Annotated in this window: 12 protein-coding genes, 8 tRNA genes and 1 pseudogene; 7 read left to right on the forward strand and 14 right to left on the reverse strand. The window is 70.4% G+C overall.

Going from position 1 to position 24,646, the window contains the following annotated elements; translation table 11 throughout:
• Positions 1–1,782: a serine/threonine-protein kinase gene (locus tag G4D86_RS44200; RefSeq protein ID WP_164001024.1), complete on the reverse strand. Its 1,782-nt coding sequence runs from the start codon at positions 1,780–1,782 to the stop codon at positions 1–3.
• The gene (gene hemL, locus G4D86_RS44205) at positions 1,766–3,061 is read right to left on the reverse strand and encodes a glutamate-1-semialdehyde 2,1-aminomutase (protein ID WP_164001026.1); all 1,296 of its coding nucleotides are present in this window, start codon (positions 3,059–3,061) and stop codon (positions 1,766–1,768) included. Before hemL ends, G4D86_RS44200 begins: the two co-directional genes overlap by 17 nt.
• 499 nt (positions 3,062–3,560) lie before the next feature.
• Here hemL and G4D86_RS44210 point away from each other — a divergent pair, with 499 nt between their 5' ends.
• Together G4D86_RS44210 and rraA are read left to right on the forward strand one after the other, a co-directional pair.
• Positions 3,561–4,535, forward strand: coding sequence for an aldo/keto reductase (locus tag G4D86_RS44210; RefSeq protein WP_164001028.1), 975 nt, complete (start codon positions 3,561–3,563; stop codon positions 4,533–4,535).
• 15 nt (positions 4,536–4,550) lie between these two features.
• Positions 4,551–5,048: a ribonuclease E activity regulator RraA gene (rraA, locus tag G4D86_RS44215; RefSeq protein ID WP_164001029.1), complete on the forward strand. Its 498-nt coding sequence runs from the start codon at positions 4,551–4,553 to the stop codon at positions 5,046–5,048.
• 4 nt (positions 5,049–5,052) lie between these two features.
• Here rraA and G4D86_RS44220 read toward each other — a convergent pair whose 3' ends face one another.
• The 6 genes from G4D86_RS44220 to G4D86_RS44245 form a co-directional block, all read right to left on the reverse strand.
• Positions 5,053–6,969, reverse strand: a complete 1,917-nt coding sequence (locus G4D86_RS44220) for a WD40 repeat domain-containing protein (protein ID WP_164001032.1) — start codon at positions 6,967–6,969, stop codon at positions 5,053–5,055.
• A 229-nt stretch (positions 6,970–7,198) separates the two neighbouring features.
• Positions 7,199–8,161 (reverse strand): hypothetical protein, encoded by a 963-nt coding sequence (locus tag G4D86_RS44225; protein WP_164001034.1) that lies wholly within the window; start codon positions 8,159–8,161, stop codon positions 7,199–7,201.
• A gap of 131 nt (positions 8,162–8,292) precedes the next feature.
• Positions 8,293–8,367 (reverse strand) — tRNA-Arg (locus tag G4D86_RS44230).
• Positions 8,368–8,381: 14 nt separating this feature from the next.
• Positions 8,382–8,455: transfer RNA gene (locus tag G4D86_RS44235), tRNA-Arg, on the reverse strand.
• Between the two features lie 16 nt (positions 8,456–8,471).
• Positions 8,472–8,544, reverse strand: a tRNA-Glu gene (locus G4D86_RS44240).
• 52 nt (positions 8,545–8,596) lie between these two features.
• The gene (locus G4D86_RS44245; RefSeq protein WP_164001036.1) at positions 8,597–8,737 is read right to left on the reverse strand and encodes a hypothetical protein; all 141 of its coding nucleotides are present in this window, start codon (positions 8,735–8,737) and stop codon (positions 8,597–8,599) included.
• Between the two features lie 95 nt (positions 8,738–8,832).
• On the opposite strand from G4D86_RS44245, the gene G4D86_RS44250 reads away from it, so the two are divergent.
• Entirely contained in the window at positions 8,833–9,963 is a 1,131-nt protein-coding gene (locus G4D86_RS44250; RefSeq protein ID WP_164001037.1) for a hypothetical protein, read from the forward strand.
• 101 nt (positions 9,964–10,064) lie between these two features.
• Here G4D86_RS44250 and G4D86_RS44255 read toward each other — a convergent pair.
• The 3 genes from G4D86_RS44255 to G4D86_RS44265 all read right to left on the reverse strand — a co-directional run bounded on the left by G4D86_RS44255 (position 10,065) and on the right by G4D86_RS44265 (position 10,483).
• A tRNA-Leu gene (locus G4D86_RS44255) sits at positions 10,065–10,138 on the reverse strand.
• A 6-nt stretch (positions 10,139–10,144) separates the two neighbouring features.
• Positions 10,145–10,216: transfer RNA gene (locus G4D86_RS44260), tRNA-Ala, on the reverse strand.
• Between the two features lie 114 nt (positions 10,217–10,330).
• A complete protein-coding gene (locus G4D86_RS44265; protein WP_164000957.1) occupies positions 10,331–10,483 on the reverse strand; it encodes a hypothetical protein in 153 nt (50 codons plus the stop codon).
• Between the two features lie 120 nt (positions 10,484–10,603).
• Between G4D86_RS44265 and G4D86_RS44270 the strand changes: the two genes are divergently transcribed.
• From G4D86_RS44270 to G4D86_RS54395, 3 genes and pseudogenes are all read left to right on the forward strand, one after another.
• Positions 10,604–11,374 (forward strand): helix-turn-helix domain-containing protein, encoded by a 771-nt coding sequence (locus G4D86_RS44270; RefSeq protein ID WP_240360822.1) that lies wholly within the window; start codon positions 10,604–10,606, stop codon positions 11,372–11,374.
• 88 nt (positions 11,375–11,462) lie between these two features.
• Positions 11,463–11,852 carry a VOC family protein gene (locus G4D86_RS44275; RefSeq protein WP_164001041.1) on the forward strand — a complete coding sequence of 130 codons (390 nt, stop codon included), beginning with the start codon at positions 11,463–11,465 and terminating at the stop codon, positions 11,850–11,852.
• Between the two features lie 124 nt (positions 11,853–11,976).
• Positions 11,977–22,545: pseudogene (locus G4D86_RS54395) on the forward strand (non-ribosomal peptide synthetase); the annotation flags it as partial.
• Between the two features lie 63 nt (positions 22,546–22,608).
• On the opposite strand, the gene G4D86_RS44320 reads toward G4D86_RS54395, so the two are convergent.
• The 3 genes from G4D86_RS44320 to G4D86_RS44330 form a co-directional block, all read right to left on the reverse strand.
• A tRNA-Ala gene (locus G4D86_RS44320) sits at positions 22,609–22,679 on the reverse strand.
• A gap of 22 nt (positions 22,680–22,701) precedes the next feature.
• A tRNA-Pro gene (locus G4D86_RS44325) sits at positions 22,702–22,777 on the reverse strand.
• A 3-nt stretch (positions 22,778–22,780) separates the two neighbouring features.
• Positions 22,781–22,852: transfer RNA gene (locus G4D86_RS44330), tRNA-Gly, on the reverse strand.
• A 369-nt stretch (positions 22,853–23,221) separates the two neighbouring features.
• On the opposite strand from G4D86_RS44330, the gene G4D86_RS44335 reads away from it, so the two are divergent.
• Positions 23,222–24,580, forward strand: a complete 1,359-nt coding sequence (locus G4D86_RS44335; protein ID WP_164001047.1) for a hypothetical protein — start codon at positions 23,222–23,224, stop codon at positions 24,578–24,580.
• Positions 24,581–24,646 lie beyond the last annotated feature (66 nt).

Raw genomic sequence — 24,646 nt, forward strand, 5'->3', positions numbered from 1 at the left:
CTACGGGTGGTGCACCAGCGCCCAGGCCACGCCGAGCCCCAGCGCGCACGCCCCCGCGAAGATGCCCGCGGCGAGCAGGGCGCGGCGGCCCCGTGACGGAGGCACCGTCGCGGCCTCGCCTTCTCCGGTGATGGCGCGGACCAGCTCCAGCCGCCGCGCCTCCACCGACGCCGAGTCCAGCGACTGGGAGATGTCCACGCCGAAGCCCACCTGCGTCTCGCGCGGCGCGCGGCGTGGCGCGGACTTCGCCCGGGGGGTCATCACCGGCGTCACCGTGTCCTCCCTACCGGGGAACATGGGAACGGGCCGGGCACCGCTGGCCCGCGCGGCCTCGGCCTGTTCAATCGCCACGAGGACCTTCGACGCCTCCAGGGCCTCGGTGGCGGCGGCGTCCGGCACGCGCTTGCCGGGAACGGGCACCTTCGACGCCTCCAGCGCTTCGGTGACGGCGTCCGGCACGCGCCCGTCGGGCCCCGGTAGCTTCGACGCTTCCAGGGCCTGGGTGACGACGGCGTCCTCCGCTCGCGGCCCCACTCCGTACAGCGCCGTCACGCCGGCCGTGCCTCGCGGCGCGCCATGCGCTTCCGGGGCGCCGGCACCGCCACGCTCCGCGATTGAAGCACCGTGCGCTGTCGAAGCGTCGGCTCCGGCTGAAGCGTCCGGGCTCTCGGCGTCGGCGCGCTCCTGCGGTACGAAGTCCTCGGGCGTGTCGATGCCGCTGTGCTCGAAGGCGAGCGCGTTGGGCGGGGTGAGCACGGCGACGCTCACCTCGCGCTCGGTGCGCTTGCGGGACGCGTCCTCGCGCAGCAGCTCGCTGAGCGCGTTCTCCTCCGCCACCTTCTCGCGCGGGAAGGCGCTCTCCATGAGGCGCGCGACGTCCGCGTCGCCCACGTTCGGGGTCAGCTTCACCTTGATGCGCGCCAATTCCTCGCCCAGCGCCACCGCGTCCGGGAAGCGGTGCTCCGGCTCGGACGCGAGCGCGCGCATCAGCAGCGCGTCCAGGCTCGCCGGCACGCCCTGGCGGATGCGCCCCGCGGGCTCCCACGTCGGATACGCCGCGCGCCGCCAGCGCTCCACCGGGTCTCCACGCTGCGCCAGCGGCTTCCAGGCCACCAGCTCCCACAAGAGCGCGCCCGCCGCGTACACGTCCGCGCGCCGGTCCACGAAGCGCTTCCGCGCCTGCTCCGGCGACATGTACGTCAGGTTGCCAATCACCACCCGCGGCGCCGTCTGCTGCTCCTTCAGCGTGGACTGCGCCGCGCCGAAGTCGATGATCTTCACCTCGCCCGCGTAGCTGAGGCACACGTTGGCGGGGGACAAATCCCGGTGCACCAGGTGCAGCGGGTGGCCCTCCTCGTCCTTCGCGTCGTGCGCGTACGCGAGCCCCTCGCACAGTCGCTGTCCCAGGTGCAGGAGGATGCCCAGCGGGATGGTCCTGCCGAGCTGCCGCAGCCGGTACGCGAGCCGGCTCAGCGTCTTGCCCTGCACGTACTCCATGGACAGGTAGAGCTCCCCCTCCACCTCGCCCATGGCGTAGACGCGAGCGATGTTCGGGTGCGCGAGCCGCACCATCACCCGGGCCTCGTCGCGGAAGCGGCCGACGAAGCGCGGGTCCGCCATGAGCTGCGGGAGGACCTTCTTCACCACGACGGCGCGGCGCTGCGGCTCCTCACGCGCGAGGAACACCTCACCCATGCCCCCGGCGCCAATGCGGCGCACGAGGGTATAGGGACCGAAGCGAACGGGGCCCGCCAGGGGCTCCGGCTCAACCGGTCTTGCCAAGCGAGCGGAAGGCCTTTCTCGCCGCCGCGAGCACGTGCGCCACTTCGGGCTCGCCAATGGCCAGCGAAACGAACGCCGCCTCGAACTGGCTCGGCGGCAGGTAGACACCCTCGTTCAGCATGGCGTGGAAGAAGCGCCCGAAGCGCGCCGTGTCCGCCTTCTTCGCGGTGGGGTAGTCGTAGACGGCCTCGCTCGTGAAGAACACGGTGAGCATGCTGCCCACGCGGTTGATGGTGACGGGCACCTCCGCGGCCTTCGCCTCGGCGGCGAGCCCTTCCGCCAGCATGCGGCTCACCTCTTCCAGCCGCTTGTACGTGCCGGGCGCCGCGAGCGCCTTGAGGCACGCCATGCCCGCGGCCACCGCCACCGGGTTCCCCGACAGCGTGCCGGACTGGTACACCGGCCCCGCCGGCGCCACCTTCGACATGATGTCCGCCCGGCCGCCGTACGCGCCCAGCGGCATGCCACCGCCAATCACCTTGGCCATGGTGGTCAGGTCCGGCTTCAGCCCGTACAGCTCCTGCGCGCCACCGCGCGCCAGCCGGAAGCCCGTCATCACCTCGTCCATGACGAACAGCACGCCGTGCTTCTGGCAGAGCGCCTGGAGCCCCTCGAGGTAGCCCGGCTTCGGCACCAGCACGCCCATGTTGCCCACCACCGGCTCGATGATGGCGCAGGCGATGTCCTTGCCCTTCTCCGCGAAGAGGCGCTCCACCGCACCCAGGTCGTTGAAGGGCGCGGTGAGGGTCAGCTTCGCGAGCGCCTGCGGCACGCCCGGCGAGTCCGGCAGGCCCAGCGTCTCCACGCCGCTGCCCGCCTTCACGAGGAACGGGTCACCCGCGCCGTGGAAGCAGCCCTCGAACTTGAGGATGAACTCGCGGCCGGTGAAGCCGCGCGCGACGCGAACGGCGGCCACGGTGGCCTCGGTGCCGCTGGAGACCAGGCGCACCATCTCCACCGCCGGCATGGTGGCGCAGATGAGCTCGGCGAACTCGACCTCGGCCGCGGTGGGCGCGCCGTAGGTGGTGCCGCGCTTCGCCGCGTCGATGATGGCGTCGATGATGGGCGGGTACGCGTGGCCGAGGATGAGCGGACCCCAGCTGCCGACGAGGTCCACGTAGCGGTTGCCGTCCACGTCCGTGAGCCACGCGCCAGCGCCCTCACGGAAGAAGATGGGGTCACCTCCCACGCCTCGGAAGGCGCGCACCGGAGAGTTCACCCCACCCGGGATGCGCGCCTGCGCACGGGAGAAGAGGGCCTGACTGTGAGCGTGGTTCATGGCGCGTTCCATAACACGCGGCGCGGGCTCGTCTGCCGTCCACCCATGCCCGCTCCCATGCCCACCGCTTCTCCGTTCCGTCAGGGCCCGATTATGGACGCAGCCCTCGGGAACGGAAGAAACAGGTTTCACCGCAAATCGTCCTAGATTGGATTCTTCCAGCCGGGCTCGGTGAAGGGAGTGCAACGGGCCCATGGAGGAACGCCTGCGGACGTGAACGTGGTGGGCATCGCGAGCGGTGAGCGCGGCCGCCTGCCTGGTGGCCGGCATGGCGGGCACAGGTCGCGCGTCCCTGACAGGAGTACTCCGAGCAACCTCCCGTCCGACCCTGGACAGGTCCTCCGGCCGGAACGTCACTCAGCGGAATGAACATTCCTTCCGCCGGAGTCGGGCCCGGAAACCCGAGCGCTCCCGTACCCTTCCCTTTACCTTCGTGCCCGCAAACCTCGGCGGGGCCCGGACGTCCGGCGACGGCCTCACCGAGCCGGGAGAGACGCGCATGACGCAGAAGACGATGGAAGCACGGAAGGCACTCGGCACGAGCGACCTGAAGGTCTCGCCGCTGTGCCTGGGCGGCAACGTGTTCGGCTGGACGTGCGACGAGGCCACCTCGTTCGCGGTGCTCGATGCCTACGTCGAGGGCGGCGGCAACTTCATCGACACGGCGGACGTGTACTCGCGCTGGGTGCCGGGCAACAAGGGCGGCGAGTCGGAGACGATTCTCGGGAAGTGGCTGACGGAGCGCGGCGTGCGCAACCGCGTGGTCATCGCGACGAAGGTGGGCGCGCAGGTGGAGAGCGGCGCCGGCCTGGGCAGGGAGCACATCCTGCGCGCCGTCGAGGACTCGCTGCGCCGGCTCCGGGTGGACACCATCGACCTGTATTACGCGCACTACGAGGACCCGAAGACGCCGCCCGAGGAGACGATGTCCGCGTTCGACTCGCTCGTGCGCGCCGGCAAGGTGCGTGCGCTCGGCGCGAGCAACCACACGCCGCAGCGGCTCACGGAGTCGCTGGAGGCGTCACGGCGCGGCAACCTCGCTCGCTACACGGTGCTGCAACCGGAATACAACCTGGCCGCGCGGTCCTCCTACGAGGGAGCACTGCGGGACATCTGCGAGCGCGAGGGCCTCGCGACGGCCCCCTACTACGGGCTCGCCTCCGGCTTCCTCACCGGCAAGTACCGCAAGGGCCAGCCGACGCCGCCGTCTCCTCGCGCCGCAGGCGTCCTGAAGAAGTACGACAACGCGCGCGGCTGGGGCGTGCTGGAGGCGATGGACGGCGTGTCCAAGCGCCATGGCGCGACGCTCGCACAGGTGGCGCTCGCGTGGCTCGGCACCCAGCGCACCGTCGTCTCTCCCATCGCGAGCGCGACGTCCGTCGAGCAGGTGCGGGATTTGCTCCGGGCGTTCAAGTTGAAACTGGACGCGGAGGACCTCCGTGCGTTGGACGTTGCGTCCTCACGCGAGCCCTGAGCAGGCTCGAATGCCATGAGCGAGTCCACGACCCTGAAGACCGCCGACCTCTGCGACGAGCACGCGGGCAGCGCGCACTTCCAAATCGCCGAGCCCGGCTTCCTCGACTACGGCGGCCGGCGCGGCTTCTCCGGCCCCATCAGCACGGTGCGCGCGCCGGAGGACAACTCCCTGGTGCGCAAGGCGCTGGAGGAGCCGGGCCAGGGCCGCGTGCTGGTGGTGGACGGCGGAGGCAGCCGCCGCTGCGCGCTGGTGGGTGACATCCTGGCCATGCTCGCGGAGAAGAACGGCTGGGCCGGTGTGGTGGTGAATGGCTGCATCCGCGACGCGGAGGAGGTGGGCCGCACCGCCGTCGGCGTGAAGGCGCTCGGCACGCATCCGCTCAAGAGCAGCAAGCGCAACGAGGGCCAGCGCGACGTGGAGGTGCGCTTCGCCGGCGTCACCTTTACGCCGGGCCACCACCTCTACGCGGACGCGGACGGCATCGTCACGTCGGAGAAGGCCCTGCGCTGAGACCTCAGCGGTGAGGCGCAACCTCCGAGCCCATCCAGGAGTCCCACGCCTCACGAGGCCAGATGACCGCCGTCGTGTCCGTGCTCCCCGAGGCCAGCCACCGGCCATCCGCGGAGAAGGCCACGGCGCGCACGTCATCGCGATGTCCTTCGAGCACTCCGAGCAGCCGCCCATCCAGCCCGCACACGCGCACCTGCCCGTTCTGGTTCCCGAGGGCCACGTGCTGACTGTCCTCGGAGAAGGCGAAGGCCGAGATGGGCACCGGTGACTCCAGCCTGCGCTGGCGCTCCGGGTGCTCCAGGTCGACGAGGACGAGCGTGCTCGGCTGCTCGATGAAGGCGAACCACCGGTCGTCAGGGGTGAACCGCAGTTGCCACGGCGTCGAGTCGCGCGGGAACTGCTCGCAGCACAGCGCCCGACGGTCCAGGTCCCAGATGCGGATGACGGTATGGGCCTCCGGCGGCGACCTGTAGCTCTCCCACGTCGCCAGGAAGCGCCCGTTCCGGGAGAGCGCGCGAGCCTCGCCCTTCACGAGGGGCAGGGGCACCTTCCGGAGCTGCCGTCCCGTGCGCGCGTCGTGCACGATGGCGGGACGCTCCTCTTCATCCTCGCGGAAGTGCGCGAGCAGCGCGGCGTCACCCGACCAGCTGACGCGGTAGGGCCTGAAGCCTCCCTCGGCCTCCACCTCGGCGCCCGTAAGGCCGTCGACGATGACGTCTGGCCACGTGGAGACCCACATGTTCCCGTCCGCCAGGCATGAATGCTCGATGTAGCCGTGACGGGCCCTGAACCGGCGGAACATGTCGTCACACGACACCTGGGTGCCCGTCGCGCAATCCCAGACGCGCAGGGTGCCATCCCACGCGTAGGTCAGCAGCCGGCGCCCATCCCGGGAGAAGGTGACGTCCCAGACACCGCCACGGTGGGCGCGGGCCGGGCCCAGCCTTCCCGTCGACACCTCCAGCGGCAGGAGGGTGGGGCCCTTCCCATAGAAGGCCACGTAGCGCCCATCTGGGGAGGGCACCGGCCGTCCCAGCTCGCCGCCGCAGTCCGTGGGAAGGGGGAACTCCCGCACCATCGCCCCGTGGCGGTGAAGCTCGACCGTGCCGTCCCCCATCTTCACCAGCGTGCCGTCGGGGAGGGAGCACCGCGCGAACGGCAGCGACTCGGGCTCGGTGGGCACCGGCGTACCCGTGCGGGTGTGGAAGGTCATGGGAGACGGATGCGCTCGCGTTTCGAATGCGCAGGTCACCTGCTGGCCATCCCGGGAGAAGTGCATCCAGGGCAGGTAGCTCGGAACGCCATGCACCGCCCATTGCAGGGCTCCGGTCTCGAAGTCGAAGGCGCACAGACGCGCGGGAGGGAGGGCCCTCCACTGCTGTTCGATGGTGAAGACCTGCGTGCCGTCGGGCGAGAAGGTGACGAGCTCTGTGCCAGCGACCGCGTCCTCCTGGCACACCTGGCGAAGGGGCTCGTCACGCTCCAGGTCGAGCACGGCGAAGCCATCCGGTGCTTCGGTCGCGGCCAGCAGCGTCCGGCCATCGAAAGAGAGTGAGAGACAGCGGACGGCTCGCGCGAGCGTCCAGCGCCGCAGCTCGGTGCCGTCCTCCGCGTTCCACAGGCGCACCGTGCCGTCGTGCGCCGCCGTGACGATGCGCTCCGCGGACACGTAGAGCGCCGCGCGCAGGATGTCCGTGTGGCCCGACAGGACGGCGCGCTCGCGGCCGTCCTCCAGGTCCCAGACACGAGCCGTCAGTCCCTTGGCCGACACGAGCCGCCGGGAGTCAGGCGAGAAGCCGACCGCGAACAGCCCGCCGAGGCTCGTATCCGGGGGATGCCAGAAGCGGTGGGTGCCGCAACGGGAGAGGGCTCCTGGGGGCAGCAGGTCACCGAAGACGTCCAGCCGGGCGGGTTCGCGCATATCGGGGCACGCGCGCAGACGGCCAGCGCCAGGATTCCTGACGGGAAGCGGCACCCGCCCATGCACCGAGGCGTGATTCCGCCGCGACGCATGCTCAGCGGCCCGAGCATGCCTCGACCGAGGGGGACCCGCACAATGAGCCAGGGCCCACTCGCCGCTCCGCCACTCCGCCCGCACCCTCGCCGTTCAGGCAGAGCGGCCCACCGGCCTCTCCGCGACGCGCCCTCCCCTACCCGCGCCGCCACCACTTCTTCCGCGCCGCCCGCACGTCGGACCAGTCCACCAGGCAGTCCTGCACGTTCTCCTGGCCGCGCTGCGCGTCGGGCATGTCGCCGGACTCCACGCGGGCAATCAACTCCGGCAGCCGCTCATAGAACGTGGGCGAGCGGTACTGCGGGTGCAACGTCCACAAGCCCGGCGCCGTGCCCTGGAAGTCCAGCCGCCACAGTCCACGCCGGACCAGGGTCCGCGTGACGAGGTTCTCCGGCTCGCGGTACGGCGGATTGCCCGCACGCAGTGCGCGCAGCACGTGAATCGGAGGCGCCAGCTTCGCGCGCAACGGGCCCACGCGACGCACGAAGGCGTCCCGGTCCACGAAGAAGACGCGGCTGCTGAAGCGGCGGTAGCGAAAGGCGCCGGGCACTCGCCCGTCCGGCTCGAACCAGCGCGGGGCTCCCGCCACCGTGCCATCCGCCCGGGGCGGGCCCGAGAGCGGACTGCAGCTCACCAGCTCCTCACGCGCCGCGAGCTGCGCCTCCGCCTCCGCCATCCAGGTGCGCGAGCCGCCACCGATGAGCATGTCCGCGTCCAGGTGCAGCACATGCCGATGCGCCGCCGCCGCCAGCCCGAAGAAGTACGAGTGGTACGGCCCTCCACGCGAGTCCTTCATCGGCAGCCGCGTGCCCCCGAAGAACTGCTCGGACAGGGCGCGGGTGGTCTCCAGCGAGTAGTCCACCGCCACCACGCGGATGCGCGAGTCACCGGCGGACAACTCCGACAGCAGCCGCTCCATCTTCGGCTTGCGCTCCTCCCATGCTCCCGCGAAGCGCGCACCCTGACTACGGTGCAGGTCGATGACCAGCAGCACCTCCTGCACGGAGGGACCGAGCTGGCGGAGCTGGTGCGGAAGGATGAGCCGCGCGTGCGGATAATCCGTGGGCGCGAGGTTGATTTGCAGGGTGACGGGACTCACTGCGTGTCCCCTTGCCACACCCGAGCCTCACGACACAACTGACGGAGATGCACGCCCCGGGGATCGAACCCGGCGAAGTCGGTACGTCAGACCGATGCCGTCTCCAGCTGGCTCGGCGTGCAGACGACATGTGGCCCTGGCAGGAATCGAACCTGCGGCCTCTCGGTTCGCACCCGAGCGCTCTCAATCCGCTGAGCTACAGGACCTGAAGAAAGACATGTGGCCCTGGCAGGGATCGAACCTGCGACCTCTCGGTTCGCAACCGAGTGCTCTCATCCGCTGAGCTACAGGACCAGAAGGGAACTGCGAGTGCCCCGTACGGGAGTCGAACCCGTCTTTCCGCATTGAGAGTGCGGTGTCCTCCGCCAATAGACGAACGGGGCAGGAGGCCGGCTCGGGCCTCGACATGCCCCGTCAGTTGACGGGGAGCGAGGCTCAGAAGCCGGGACGGCTGTTACGGAAGGAAGCGATTCCGTCCAGCCACTCGAGCTCGTCGGGAACGGGCTCGGGCTCGGGGGTCGCGGCCGGAACGGCGAGGCCACGGACAATGTCGTTGCGACGGTCGATGTTCTTCATGGTCACCGCTCCTTTCAGAGGGAAATGACGTACGGGAAACGCGCCTCCTGACACGGGGTTTTCGCTCGGGAGCCCGCCTGCCCTACGCTCGCGCCATGACGGAAAAGGACCGGCTCACGCAGATATGGGACGAGCACGCCGCGTCGGATGCCTGCTACGAGCGCGAGGTGGCGCTGCTCGAAGACCTGGGCCTTCCGGGAGAAGACACGGAGGCGGCGGACTACCAGACGCTCACCCCCGAGGGCCGCGTGCTCTTGGCTGAGGGCGTGATGGAGCTGCGGCGAAACTCCCGACTCTTCGAGGAGGGCTTCACCGCCCTCGCCGAGCTGGACCCCACCCTCCTGCACCCGTACCTCGGAGAGCTGTCACACCAGCATGAATTGGAGTCGCTGGCCTGGACGGATGCGCCTCCCTCCGTCCTCGCTCCGCTGATGGCCGAGCTGAAGACAGACTGGCATCCGCGTAGGGATGTGTCCGTGGAGGACCCGGTGGCCGCGGCGGCCCTGGCGCTCGCGCGCTCCGGACGCGAGGGCGCGCTGCGTGCGCTCGAGGCGTGGGTGGGGGCGCTCGACGCGGGCGCGCGGCAGGAAGCGTTGAGCTGGCTGCGCCGCGCCAACGTGGTGCAGCGCACCTCCGGAAAGCTGGTGCGCAACTTCACGTCCACGTGTCTGGAGGCGCTCCCGGAGGAGGCCGCCGAAGACACACTGACGGAAGCACCCGTGGCGCGCGGGGCGCTGTGGCGCTCCATTCCCGACACGCCCTGCACGAAGTGCGGCTCCGAGTTACAGGATGCGCTCCTGCTCGACGGCGAGGCCGCGGATTGTGGACTGCCCTGGCCCGCGCGCCTGCCCACGTGCCTCACCTGTCTCACGGCGGGCGGGACGGTCCACGTGGAGCTGTCACCGGACAACACGCTGTCGAGCCTGGGCGCGGACGGGACTTCCGCGCACTCCCGAAGCGTGGAACCTCCGGAGTATCAAGAGGTCGAGTTCGTGCGCGGACGCACCTGGCGCAGCATCATGATGAGCGACGGGGAGCGGCTCCATCGGCTGGGCGGAGCACCTTCCTGGGTCGAATACCCGGAGGCGCCACCGTGCCCGCGCTGCAAGGAGCCCATGCATGCCGTGGGTCAGGTGAGGGACGAAGAGGCCCTCTTCTCCGACGTGGGCATGCTGTACGGCGTGGCGTGCGAGGCGTGCCACATCATCAGCACGTTCTCGCAGTAGGACAGAGCGCTCCGACAGGGAATCGAACCCTGTTCACACGGTAGACGGCCGTGCTGCGATCCAATCGCATCCCGGAGCAGAAACGGGACAACGGACAACCATGCCGCGGGCGGGAGTCGAACCCGCAACCTCTGCATTCTGAAGGCAGCGCCTCTACCAATTGGGCTACCGCGGCGTTGAGTGGAACCACCGGGATTCGAACCCGGACCTCTCGGATGCGAACCGAGAATTCTCCCATTGAAACCATGGTCCCATGTCTGTGATTGATGCTGGAGTGAAGTGACCCGGAAAAGCGAGAGGCCGGGTCCCCTCTGGGAGCCCGGCCTCTGGTCTCTTCGTGCCTCGTCTTTCGACGGGACGCGGAAGGTCAGAATCCGGGTGGACTGTCGCCAGCGATATCTCCCAGCATCGCGGCATCAAGAGCGGTGAACAGGCGGGCGAGCGCGAGCGCGTCGATGCCGATGACAGTGTCGTTCAGGTATTCGGGATTCATCGGGCTCGTCAGGTTCGCCGTGTTCATGGTCACCGCTCCTTTCAGCGAAAATAGACGCGCGTTAAATCCATCCCTGACACGTGACAGGTTTTTTGCCCTCGGCCATGCTCCGGGGCCACGGACGGGTGCACGATGGAAGCCGGTGGTGTGGTGACGGGATACGAGGAGTGGGCACCGCCCGCCTCCCTGGCGGAGGCGGTGGACGCCTTCTGGCGCTTCACCGCGCCGCCCCCCGGTGCCGCGCACCTGAGCCACCGGGTGCTGCCCGACGGCTGCACGGACCTCATCTTCCAGTTCCGCGGCGCGCGAGGCCCCACCTGGCTGGCCGACCCGCAGCTCGTCGTCGTGGGCCCCATGGAGCGCTTCGCGCTCGTGGACATCGAGCCCGGCGCGGTGAGCTTCGGCGTCCGGCTCCGGCCCGGGTGGGCACTTCCCCTGCTCGGAGTGAGTCCTCGCGAGGTGTGCGGGCTCAACGTCCCCGTGGCGGACTGCGCGCCGGACCTCGCCGTACTCCAGCGACGGATGGAGGACTGTGCATCACCGGCGCGGGCCCTGGCCCTGTTCCAGGAGACCTTCGCGCGGCGGCGGGCCTCCTCCGGTGCCTCGCCATCCCCCCGCGCAGGGCAGGCGCTGCGCTGGCTCCAGGCGTCGGGAGGCCAGGTGCGCATGTCCGACCTGGCGCGCACCCTGCGGGTCAGCGAGCGCACCCTGCACCGCGACGTGCTGGACGAGGCGGGCGTCGCGCCGAAGCTGCTTGCCCGGGTGCTCCGCTTCCAGCGGGCCCTGGGCCTGCTGCGCTCCCCGGCGGGTGAGGACCTGTCCTCCGTGGCCCTCACGTGTGGCTACTCCGACCAGGCCCACCTGTCGCGCGAGGTCCGTGAGCTCGCGGGCGTGACGCCTGGCGTGCTCGCCGGCTAACGCCCTGTCCGATTCCTTCAAGACAGGCCGGGCGCACCGTGCGAACACCGCCTCACGCTGCTTCCACCTTCCACCGGAGTGCTCCGCCATGAAGCTCGGCTACGTCATCGTCTACGTGCAGGACGTCCCCGCCACCGTCGACTTCTACGAGAAGGCCTTCGGCCTGCAACGCCGCTTCCTCCACGAGAGCAACAGCTACGCGGAGATGGAGACCGGTGCGACGGCGCTGGCCTTCGCGGCGGAGAGCATGGCGAAGGACAACGGCCTCACCGTGCGCCCCAACCGCGTGAAGGAGGACGCGGCCGCGGTGGAGGTGGCGCTCGTCACGACGGACGTGCAGGCCGCCTACGAGCGCGCGGTGAAGGCCGGCGCCCGGGCCGCCCAGCCTCCCAAGCAGAAGCCCTGGGGGCAGACGGTGGCCTATGTGCGGGATATCGACGGCGTGCTCGTGGAGCTCTGCACCCCCATCACCACCTGAGTGAAACACACACGCTCCTGGCGTGAAGGGCGCCATCGAAACGCCTTCTCACTGCCGGAGAGCGGAAACATGAGAAGGTGATAGCCCGAATATCCTCCTCACCATGGATTCAACGGGGTCGAGGATGGATGGCGGGGCCGCCGCGCTCACGCCGGAGCAGAAGCGCGCGCGCCTGGCGGAGCTGTTGCGGAACAAGGCCCGTGAAGTCCACCGGGTCCCCGTGTCCTTCGGTCAGGAGCGGCTGTGGTTCCAGGACCGGCTCAGCCCGGGCAGCGCGGCCTTCAACATTCCCGTGGCCGTGCGCCTGTCCGGGACGCTGGATGACGCGGCCCTGCGCGCCAGCCTCCAGGCGCTGGTGCAACGCCATGCGTCACTGCGCACCACCTTCGTCGAAGAGGACGGGCGCCCTGTCCAGCTGGTCGCCGCGTCGGGGAGCGTGTCCCTGCCCGTGGTGGACCTCCAGGGTTTGCCAGAAGCCGATCGCGAGACCGAGGCGTGGCGGAGGCTCACCACCGATGCGTGTCAGCCCTTCGACCTGGAGAAGGGGCCGCTGCTGCGCACCGTGCTGTACCGGCTGGGTGCGCTCGAGCACGTGCTGCTCCTCAACCTGCACCACATCGTCTCGGACGGCTGGTCCCTGGGAGTGCTGGTCCGGGAGCTGAGCGCGCTGTATCCGGCGCTCGCGGCGGGACAGCCCTCGCCGCTGCCCGCGCCCCGCATGCAGTACGCGGACTATGCCGCCTGGCAGCGCGAGTACCTCCAGGGCGAAGTGCTGGAGTCCCAGGTCCGCTGGTGGCGTGAGCGGTTGGACGCGGATGCGGTGCTGGAGCTGCCCACGGACCGGCCTCGCCCGGCCGTGCCTTCCGGACGCGGCGCCCGCCTCACGGTGGTGCTGCCCCCGTCGCTGCTCGAGGGGTTGAAGTCCCTGGCGCGCGCGGAGGGAGGCACCCTCTTCACCGTGCTGCTGGCCGGCTTCCAGGCGCTGCTGCACCGCTACACGGGCCAGCCGGACATCGTGGTGGGCACGTCCGTCGCGGGCCGTGGCCGCGCTGATTTGGAGGGCCTCATCGGCCTGTTCACCAACACCCTGGCGCTGCGCACGGACGTGTCCGGACAGCCCGCCTTCCGCACGCTGCTGGGCCGCGTGCGCGAGACGACCCTGGGCGCGTATGCGCACCAGGATGTGCCCTTCGAGAAGCTGGTGGATGCGCTCAAGCCCGGGCGCCAGCTCAGTGTCGCGCCTCTGTTCCAGGTCGCGCTGACCTTGCAGAACGCCCCCATGCCTCCGCTGCGGCTGCCGGGGCTGGTGATGGATGCGCAGCCGGTGGACAACCGGACCAGCAAGGCGGACGTGTCCCTGCTGGCGGTGGAGCTGCCGGAAGAACAGGGCCTGCGCCTCGCCGCCGAATACAACACGGACCTGTTCGAGCCCGGCACCGTGCAGCGGCTGCTCGCGCACCTGAGCACGTTGCTCGAAGCCGCCGTCGCGAATCCGGACCTCCGCATCTCCGAGCTGCCCCTGATGGAGTCAGCCGAGCGTCAGCGGATTGGCGGTGCGTGGACCGGCACGTCGGCGCCTTTTCCCGAGGCGTGCATCCACACGCTCTTCGAGGCGCAGGCCCGGCGCACTCCCGACGCCGTGGCGCTGCGGTTCCGGGGACAGTCGCTGACGTATTCGCAGCTCGACGTCCGTGCCAACCAGCTCGCGCACGCGCTGCGCCGCCGGGGCGTGGGGCCGGAGACACGTGTCGCGCTCAGTGTGGAGCGCTCGCTGGAGCTGGCGGTAGGGTTGCTCGGCATCCTCAAGGCGGGTGGTGCCTGGGTGCCGGTGGATCCGCTGCTGCCGCGTGAGCGACTGGCGTTCATGCTGGAGGACAGCGGCGCCTCGGTGCTGGTGACACAGTCCGCCTTGCTGGAGCGCTTCTCCGAGGCGCACCACGCCCGCGCGATCTGCCTCGACTCGGAGAAGGACGCGCTGTCTCGCGAGCGCACGGAAGCGCCGGTGACGGGCGTGGAGCCGTGCCACCTGGCCTACCTGCTCTACACGTCCGGTAGCACCGGCACCCCCAAGGGCACCGCCGTCGAGCACCGCGGCGTCGCGAACCTGGTGACGCAGGAGGCAGTGGCGTACGGCATCGGCCCGGACAGTCGCGTGTTGCAGTTCGCCAGCCTCTCCTTCGACCTGTCCGTGGAGGAGGTCTTCACCACGCTGTGCTCCGGCGCCACGCTGGTGCAGGCGCCGCTGGAGGAGTTGATGCCCGGCGCGCCGCTGCAGAAGCTGCTGCGCGACGAGGCCGTCACCGTCATCAGCCTCACCCCAGCGGCCCTCGCGGCCACGCCCGTCGAGGAGCTTCCGGCGCTGCGCACCATCATCTCCGGAGGTGAGACCCTGCCCGCCGAGGTGGTCGCGCGCTGGGCCACTCCGGGCCGGCGCTTCGTCAACAGCTACGGCCCGACAGAGGCCACGGTGGTGGCCACGCTCACCGAGTGCGTCGCGGACGGGCGCGTGCCCTCCATCGGCCGCCCGCTGGCCAACGTGCGCGCGCACGTGCTGGACGCGCGCGGCGAACCCGTGCCCGTGGGCGTGAAGGGCGAGCTGTTCATCGGCGGCGTGGGTGTGGCGCGCGGCTACGCGGGAAGGCCGGGGCTCACCGCCGAGCGCTTCCTGCCGGACCCATTCTCCGGTGAGGCAGGAGCGCGCCTGTACCGCACCGGCGACGTGGTGCGCTGGCGCGAGGACGGCACGCTGGAGTTCGTCGGCCGCGCGGATGCGCAGGTGAAGGTGCGCGGCTTCCGCATCGAGCTGGGTGAGGTGGAGGCCGCGCTGTCGAAGCTGCCCCCGGTGCGCGAGGCCGTGGTCATGGCGCGCGAGGACGGCCCCGGAGGGAAGCGCCTGGTGGCCTACGTCGTGGCGCACGAGGGCGTGCAGACGGACAGCGCCGCGCTGCGTGCCGCACTGAAGGAGACCCTGCCCGAGTACATGGTGCCCTCGGCCATCGTGGTGCTGCCGGCCATGCCGCTCACGCCGAATGGCAAGGTGGACCGCAAGGCCCTGCCGGCCGCGGACCTCTCGGGGATGGCCGCGCGGGAATACGTGGCACCGCGCACAGCCACCGAGGAGCGCCTGGCAGGACTCTGGCAGGAGCTGCTCGGCGTGAAGCGCGTGGGGGCCGAGGACAGCTTCTTCGACCTGGGCGGCCACTCGCTCCTGGCCACGCAGGCAGTCAGCCGCATCCGTCACGCGTTCGGCGTGGAGCTGCCTCTTCGCCGCCTCTTCGAGTCCCCCACCGTCGAAGCGGTGGCTCGCCTCATCGACGAGGCCCTCGCGGGACGGGCGGCACCGGCGCCGGCCAGACGCCAGGAGTCGCGCCCGCGGCCCACGCGTCCCCTGGAGGATGTCGCGCGCGAGCTGGAGTCACGGAGCTCCGGGACACGCAAGGCCGTTGCGTCTGAAGAGGCCCGGCGCCTGCTGGTGGAGTGGAACGCCACGGCCTCCGAGTACCCGCGTGACTCCACCCTGCCCGAGGTCTTCGCTCGGGTGGTGGCCCGCTCCCCCGACAAGGTCGCCGTCGAGTTCGGTGACGCGACGCTCACCTACCGGCAACTGGATGAGCGCGCGAATCAGCTCGCCTGGCACCTGCGTGGCCTGGGTGTTTCCACCGATTCGCGCGTGGCCGTGGCGCTGGAGCGCTCGCTGGAGCTGATTGTCTCGCTGGTGGGAATCCTCAAGGCCGGTGGTGCCTATGTGCCGCTGGACCCGGGGTATCCGCGTGAGCGACTCGCCGCGATGGTGGAGGACGCAGCGCCTCACGTGCTCATCACCACTCGAGCCTTCGTCGAGGCGCTCCCAGCGGTGACGCACGCGGTGCTCGTGGAAGAGGCTCGACTCTCCGAGCAGCCCACACATGCGCCGCCGCACACCGCGCATCCTCGCAGCCTTGCGTATATCGACTTCACGTCTGGCTCGACGGGGCGGCCCAAGGGGGTCGGCACTCCGCAGGCCGCCGTGCTTCGCACCGTCTTCGGGGTCGACTACGCGCACCTCGGGCCGGATGAGACGTTCCTCCTCATCGCTCCCGTGTCCTTCGATGCGTCCACCCTGGAGCTATGGGGGCCGCTGCTGCATGGGGCCAAGCTCGTCGTCTTCCCGCCACGTCCTCCCAGCGACCTGAAGGAACTCGAAGCCGTGCTGGTGAAGCACGGGGTCACCACGCTGCACCTCACGGCGGGCCTGTTCACCCAGGTGGTGGAGCACGGCCTCACCGCACTGCGCGGTGTGAAGCAGCTGCTCACCGGTGGTGACGTGGTGAGCGCGCCGCATGTGCGCCGGGTGCTGGAGGAGCTGCGCATTCCGGTGACGGCCTGCTACGGCCCCACCGAGGGCACCCTCTTCACCTCCTGCCACCGCATGACGGACGTCGCCCACGTGGGCACCTCCGTCCCCATCGGCCGGCCCATCGGAAACACGCAGGTGTATCTGCTGGATGCCTCCGGCCAGCCCGTGCCCGTGGGAGTCACCGGAGAGCTGTTCGTCGGTGGCGATGGCGTGGCCCGTGGCTACGTGGGCCAGCCCGCTCTCACCGCGGAGCGCTTCGTTCCGGACTCCTTCTCCGGTGTGCCCGGAGCACGGCTCTACCGCACCGGTGACCTCGCGCGCTGGCGGAGTGACGGCGTGCTGGAGTTCCTCGGTCGTGCGGATGCCCAGGTGAAGGTGCGCGGCTACCGCATCGAATTGTCCGAAGTCGAAGCCGCCCTGCTGGCGTGCGACGGGGTGAGAGAGGCAGTGGTGCTCGCTCGCGAGGATGCGCCGGGTGACAAGCTCCTCGTGGGTTATGTGGTGGGCCCCGAGTCGCCCAACCCAGGAGCGCTCCGCGCGCTGCTCAAGGAGCGGCTGCCCGAGTACATGGTGCCCTCGGCCGTGGTGGTGTTGGACGCCTTCCCTCTCACGTCCAACGGCAAGGTGGACCGCAAGGCCCTGCCCACACCGGATGCCACCCTGCTGCGCCGCGCGCCCTCTCGGGCTCCGCGCACGGACACCGAGCAACTGCTCGCGACGCTCTATGCAGAGGTGCTCCACACCGGAACGGTGGGCGCCGAGGACGACTTCTTCGAGCTGGGTGGCCACTCCCTGAGCGCCACGCAGGTCCTCTCGCGCATCCGCCGCGCGTTCCAGGTGGAGCTGCCCCTGGCTGACTTCTTCACCGCGCCCACAGTGGAGGCCGTGGCCCGCCGCCTGGAGGCCCTGGGTGCCGTGCGGAACGCGCTCGCGGTGCCGGCGCTCAAGCCCGCGCCGCGCGGCGAAAGCCTGCCCCTGTCCTTCGCGCAGCAGCGCCTGTGGTTCTTCGCGAAGCTGGAGCCCGAAAGCGCCGCCTACAACCTGCCCGCGGCCGTGCGACTGGAAGGCGTGCTCGACGTGCCCGCCTTCGCACGCGCCCTGCGGGCCTTGCAGCAGCGCCACGAGTCCCTGCGCACGACCTTCCGCGACGCAGAAGCAGGCCCAATCCAGGTCATCGCTCCCGAGCCTCCACTCCCCGCCGGGTGGATGGACCTGGAGACAGTGCCGGAGCAGGAGACCGCGCTGCGGGCCCTCGTCGAGGACGAGGCGCGACAGGTCTTCGACTTCGAAGCCGGCCCGCTCTGGCGCGTGCTCCTGGTGCGCCTGGGCGAGCAGCGCCACGTGCTGCTGCTGACCATGCACCATGTCATCTCCGATGCGTGGTCCATGGGCGTGCTCATCCAGGAATTGACCTCCCTGTATGCAGCCCACCTGGAGGGCCGGACGCCACAACTGAAGCCGCTGCCGGTGCAGTATCCGGACTTCGCCCTCTGGCAGCGCGGCTGGCTGCGCGATGAAGCGCTGGAGGCACAGCTCGGCTGGTGGCGGCGACAGCTCCACGGCGCACCGCGCGCCCTGGAGCTTCCCACCGACCGCCCGCGTCCCCGGACCCAGTCCTTCCGTGGCGCGGCCTGGCCCTTCCAGTTCCCCCGCGCGCTGTCGGATGCGATGCACGCGCTCTGCCGCCGCGAGGGCGTCACGCCGTCCATGGTGGTGCTCGCCGCGTTCCAGACCCTGCTGGCCCGCTACAGCGGACAGGAGGACGTCTGCGTGGGCTCGCCCATCGCCGGCCGGCACCACGCCGAGTTGGAGGGGCTCATCGGCTTCTTCGTCAACACGCTGGTGCTGCGCACTCGGCTGGACGGAGACCCGACCTTCCGCGAGCTGCTCGGCCGCGTGCGCGACGTGGCGCTCGGGGCGTACGAGCACCAGGACGTCCCCTTCGAGAAGCTGGTGGAGGCGCTGCGGCCCGAGCGGGATTCGAGCCGCTCGCCCCTCTTCCAGGTGATGCTCGCGTATCAGAACGCGCCCATGCCCGAGATGATGGGCCCGGGCTTGAGCCTTCACCGCATCGAGGTGGAGGGCAGCACCGCGAAGTTCGACCTGACGCTGGCACTGAGCGACACGGACCAGGGGCTCAAGGGCGTGCTGGAGTACAACACCGACCTTTTCGACGCGGCGACCGCGGGCCGCATGGTCGGCCACCTTCGCACGCTGCTGCAGGAGGCCCTCGCCACGCCGGAGCGCCGCCTCTCCGCGCTGCCCATGCTCACATCCGGAGAGCGTCACCTGTTGTTCGAGGCGTGGAACCAGCCCGCCACTGCCACGGCGGAGGACGCCTGCCTGGAACGGCTGCTCCAGGCGCAGGCCCGTCTGTGGCCGGAGGCCGTCGCGGGGGACCATGAGGGCCACGCCCTCACCTGGGCAGAGCTGCACGCGCACTCTCGCCAGGTGGTCCGTGGGCTGCGCGCGCGGGGCGTGGTGGCACCGGCTGCACCGCCGCCGCTTGTCCCCGTGCCGCGCACGGGCCCCGTGCCTTTGTCCTTCGCTCAGCAGCGACTGTGGTTCATCGACCAACTGGAGCCCGGCGGCGCCACGTACAACATGCCCGCCTTCGTACGGCTGGAAGGTGCGCTGGACGTGGAGTCACTCCGGCGCGCGCTCTCGGAGTTGATGCGCCGGCACGAGGCGCTGCGGACCACCTTCATCCAGGTGGACGGTGAGCCGCGCCAGCGCATCGCTCCCCACGAGGAACTGCGACTGGACCTCGTGGACCTGAGTGGACTGGCGCCCGAGGCCGCCGAGGACACGCTGCGAGGGCAGCTTCGCGGGCAACTGCGGCACAGCTTCGACCTCGCCACCGGCCCGCTCATCCACGCGCGGCTGTGGAAGCGGGGGCCGCTGGAGCACGTGCTCGCGCTGAACATGCACCACATCGTCTCGGACGCGTGGTCCATGGGCGTGCTGCTGCGTGAAGTCGCGGCGCTCTACGAAGCCTTCAGCCATGGCCGGCCCTCGCCGCTGCCCGCGCCCTCGCTCCAGTACGCGGACTATGCCGTCTGGCAACGCCAGTGGCTCCAGGGCGACGTGCTGGACGAGCAGCTCTCCTGGTGGCGCCAGCACCTCTCGGGACTCGCAACGCTGGAACTGCCCACGGACAGGCCGCGCCCGCCCGTGCGGACGTTCCACGGTGCCCAGGTCCCTGTCGTCCTCTCGTCCGTGGCCTCTCGCGCGCTCCGGGCGGTGTGCCAGCAGGCGGGAGCCACGCCCTTCATGGCGCTGCTCGCCGTCTTCCAGGTGTTGCTGTCGCGCTACACGGGACAGGAGGACATCGCCGTCGGCTCGCCCATCGCGGGCCGGCACCACGGTGAACTGGAAGGGCTCGTCGGGTTCTTCGTCAACACGCTGGTGCTGCGCGCCCACGTGGACGTTCGTGCTTCGTTCCTGCACCTGCTGCGACAGGTCCGCGAGACGGCCCTGGGGGCCTATGCCCATCAGGACGTGCCCTTCGAGCAACTGGTGGAAGCGCTCCAGCCCGCGCGAGACTTGAGCCGCGCCCCGCTGTTCCAGGTGCTCTTCGCGTTGCAGAACACGCCCATGCCTTCGCTCCGGCACGGGGCGCTGTCGCTGCACCCACTGGAGGTGGAAGGTGCCGCGGCCAAGTTCGAGCTGCAGCTGAACCTGATGGAAGCGCCCGAGGGCTACCAGGGCACGCTCGACTACAACACCGACCTGTTCGAGGCGCAGACCGCCGCGCGCATGGCGGCCCACTTCGTCACGCTGGTGGAGGCCCTCGCCACCCGGCCCGACGCGCCCCTCGCATCGGTCTCCATGCTGACGACTGCCGAGCGACGGCGGCTGCTGGTGGAGTGGAATGCCACGGCTTCCGAGTACCCGCGTGACTCCACCCTGCCCGAGGTCTTCGCGCGGGTGGTGGCCCGTTTCCCCGACAAGGTCGCCGTCGAGTTCGGTGACGCGGCGCTCACCTACCGGCAACTCAATGAGCGCGCGAATCAGCTCGCCTGGCATTTGCGCGACCTTGGCGTGTCCACGGACTCGCGCGTGGCCGTGGCGCTGGAGCGCTCGCTGGAGCTGATTGTCTCGCTGGTGGGCATCCTCAAGGCCGGTGGCGCCTACGTGCCGCTGGACCCGACGTACCCGCGCGAGCGGCTCGCCGCGATGGAGGAGGACGCTCGTCCCACCGTGCTCATTACCACGCGCGAGCTGCTGGCGAAGCTGCCCGCCGACGGACTGTCCACCGTGGTGCTGGGAGAGGTGTCCCTGGCGGGCCTGCCCACGCAGGCGCCGTCCATGACCGCGCTGCCAGATAGCCTCGCGTATATCGACTTCACGTCTGGCTCGACGGGCCGGCCCAAGGGTGTGGGCACTCCGCAGGCCGCCGTGCTTCGCACCCTCTTCGGGGTCGACTACGCGCACCTCGGACCGGACGAGACGTTCCTCCTCATCGCCCCTGTGTCCTTCGATGCTTCCACCCTGGAGCTGTGGGGGCCGCTGCTGCATGGGGCTCGGCTCGTTGTCTTCCCACCGCACTCGCCCTCGGATGTGTACGAGCTGGAGTCGGTGTTGGTGAAGCACGGCGTGACGACGCTGCATCTCACAGCGGGACTCTTCTCGCAGATGGTGGACAGCCACCTGCCCGGGCTGAAGACGGTGAAGCAGCTCCTCACCGGCGGTGACGTGGTGAGCGCGCCCCATGTCCGGCGAGTGCTGGAAGGAATGTTCATTCCGGTGACTGCCTGCTACGGCCCGACGGAGGGCACCCTCTTCACCTCCTGCCACCGCATGACGGACGTCGCCCACGTGGGCACCTCCGTGCCCATCGGCCGACCCATTGGCAATACGCAGGTATACCTGCTGGATGCCTCCGGCCAGCCCGTGCCGGTGGGCGTCACCGGAGAGCTGTTCGTCGGTGGCGATGGCTTGGCCCGTGGCTACGTGGGCCAGCCCGCTCTCACCGCGGAGCGCTTCGTCCCGGACTCCTTCTCCGGTGTGCCTGGTGCACGGCTCTATCGCACCGGGGACCTCGCACGCTGGCGGAGTGACGGCGTGCTGGAGTTCCTCGGCCGCGCGGACGCGCAGGTGAAGGTGCGCGGCTACCGCATCGAGTTGTCCGAAGTCGAAGCCGCCCTGCGCTCACTTCCCGTCGTGCGCGAGGTGGCCGCGATGGTTCGCGAGGACGTCCCCGGCGACAAGCGACTGGTGGCCTACGTCGTCGCAGACCCAGACGTGGCCTGGGAGCCGGAGGCGCTGCGCCATTCGCTCGCGGCCCGGCTGCCGGCGTTCATGGTGCCCTCCCACCTGGTGAAGCTGGAGGCACTGCCGCTGACGCCAACTGGAAAGGTCGACCGACGACGCCTGCCCGCACCGGACACCCAGCTTCGGAGCGAGAGCGCGCCCTTCATCGCGCCCCGGACTCCACTGGAAGAACAGCTCGCCGCGGCCTTCGCGGACGTGCTGCGTGTGCCTCGCGTGAGTGTCAGCGACGACTTCTTCGCGCTGGGCGGCCACTCGCTGCTGGCCCTGCGCCTGGTCTCCCGCATCCGCGAGCACACCGGGCAGGTGCTACCGGTGGCGGTCCTCTTCCAGGACTCCACGGTGGAGCGGCTCGCGCGGCGGATGCAGCAGGCGTCCGTCTCCACGCGCAACCTGGTGCTGTTGGACGTGGGGAACTCTTCCGAGCGTCCCCTCTTCCTCGTGCACGGTGGCGGAGGCAGCGTGCGGGGCTACTCCGAACTGGTGCGCGAGCTGCGCGGCCACGGCCCCGTATACGGCCTGCACGCTTCCGAGTCGGACGACGACGTCTCCATCGAAGCCCTGGCGCGCGACTACCTCGCACAGGTGCGCGCCGTGCAGCCTCGCGGGCCCTATCTGCTGGGAGGTTGGTCCTTCGGCGGACTGGTGGCGTACGAGATGACACTCCAGCTTCAAGCCGCGGGCGAGCCGGTGGCGTTGCTGGCCCTCCTGGATACCGAAGCGCCCGAGACACAGCCGCGTCCGGCGCCGGATGGGCTCGGCCTGCTGGCGGCCTTCGGCCGGATGCTCGGCGTGTCGTGGCAGGACCTGCAGCTGGACCTGGAGCACCTGCGAAGCCTGGAGCCGAAGGAGCAATTGGCCCGCGTGCTGGAGCAGTCGCCCTCAGTCGACGCGGACGGTGCCGAGCGGCTCTTCGCCCTCGTCCAGCGGCTCGCCGCCGCACAGCAGGCCTACGTACCGGCCAGCACCTGGGCGGGCCCGGCGCTCCTGTTCCGGAGCACCGACTCCCGCATGCGTCCGGAAGACCTGGGCTGGCGCGCGTGGCTCACGGGCGCGCTCACGGTGTGCGAGGCGCCTGGAGACCACTTCACGTTGCTGAGCGCGCCTCACGCCACACAGGTGGCGGAGCGGCTCGGCCATCAGTTGTGGAACCACCGGGAATCGAACCCGGATCTCCCGGACGCCAGCCGGGTGCTCTCCCGTTGAGCCATGATCCCATGTGAAACAGGGTGTTTCGAGTCGGGATGACTGGATTCGAACCAGCGACCTCGCGCACCCCAAGCGCGCGCTCTTGTCCAAGCTGAGCTACACCCCGATAAGCAGTCGGCGGGACTCGAACCCGCATTGTCCTGAGTGGCGCTCAGGTGCCTCACCTCTCGGCCACGGCTGCATGTGTTGCGCACTGACCCGGAAACGGCAGAGGCCGGGTTCCCCTCTGGGAGCCCGGCCTCTGGTCACCTCGCGGCTTCGGGTGACGAAGCGTGCGGGCGTCAGAGTCCGGGCGGTCGACCGCAAGCGGCGGGACCAGGCACGGGGGCGGGAGCGGTGGCAGCAGGGTTGTTGAGGGCTTCGAGGTTCATCAGGTTCGCCGAGTTCATGGTCACCGCTCCTTTCAGCGAAAAGAGACGCGGCGGAAAATCAATGCCTGACACGGGGCTGTCGCATCCTCCGTGTGACACCTCTGGCCACCTGGGGCTGACCCGAGGGGGCGAATGGAGGTAAGAGGGGGAAGGGGCCCTGCTGGACGGCCTCCCCCCCGATGAAGACCGCTCCCCTGCTCGCCCTGACAGCGCTGGTCGCCCTCTGTGGCTGTGCGGCCTCCGACGACTCCTGCATCACCACGCCCCTCTTCAACGGAGGCTCCTCCGGCCCGCCCTCGTTCCGTGTGGGTGTCCCGGCGTCGCTCGAGGTCTCCGCCGTCCAGACGCTCTCCTGCAACGACAGCGCCGCCTCCCAGGTGCCGGACAGCGTCTCCGCGGAGGTGTTCGACCCGGACAACCACCTCCTCCCCTCCGAGGTGAGTCTCACAGTGAACGGAGTGTCCGCCTCCGTCCGTTTCACTCCCAGGACGAGCGGGCGCCACCACGTCCTCGTCGCCTTCGCCCCCGTGGGCAGCGTCCAGCAGCTGGGCGTCTACGTGGCGAAGGACTGGAGCGGGCGCCCCACCGCCACCACGCTGCCGCTGCCCCGCTGCACGCAGCTGGACCGCACCACGCGGGGCACCTGGGTGTGTGATGGCGTGGCGCTGCACGAGGGCGGGCGCACGCAGCGGCTCGGTACCTCCACCACGCTGGCGCCGGACGTGGCGGTGGTCGGGAATGTCGTCTGGGTCGTGGGCAGCGAGGGCCGCGTGCGCCGCTTCGTGGACACGGGCACCGACCTGGAGCTGACCGGCTCGCTGCTGCTCAGCCTCACGGCGCCGGTGATGACCATCCAGAGCCGGCTCGCCTCGGAGCGCGAGCTGTGGGTGCTCGACAGCCAGCGCCTGCACCGCTTCACCTTCTCGGACACCGGCGTCCTCGCCGCCGCGGGCGCCACCCCGTGGACCTCGGGCGCCGAGGGGCCCATGGGCACCGACAGCGCGTCGGGCCTGCTGGTGCGCACGTCCATGGACCGGGTGCGGGTGGTGCGAATCACCGCCTGGCCCAACAGCGAGGCGTGCCCGTTCCAGCTCGGGCCGGACGGCGCCTTCGCCGCCACGGGCGAGCCCTGCCTGCCGCTGCCGGGCCTGCCCGTGGGCTTCGAGGAGGGCGTGGTGTGGACGCGCGTCGGCGAGCCCTTCCAGGCGGCCGGGCAGACGCTGCGGCGGTGGGTCGTCTCCGGCGACACGCTCGTGGAGCAGGGCACGCTGGTGCTGGACGGACAACAGATTGAGGCCGTCGTCTCTCCGCTGCGCGCGGGCTTCATCGTCCCCGACATCCGCCTGGGCACCCACGCGGGCGCCTTCTCCGTGCTGCCGGTGGTGTCCCCGGAGCAGGGCCCACTGGGCCTGGAGCTGCTCCCTGGAAACCCGGCGCTCGGCACCGAGCTGCGCCTCGTCTCCCCCCGCTTCTACTGGGAGGGCGACAACCGCGTGAACAACGCCAGCACCGTGGTGTACGAGCGCTCCGCGGGCTGACGTGCGGACGCTCCTCGCGGAAGTCCTCCCACCGCCGGTGCCGCGAGCGGGGAGGATGGCAACGCG

Source organism: Pyxidicoccus caerfyrddinensis (genome assembly GCF_010894405.1).
Lineage (GTDB): Bacteria > Myxococcota > Myxococcia > Myxococcales > Myxococcaceae > Myxococcus > Myxococcus caerfyrddinensis.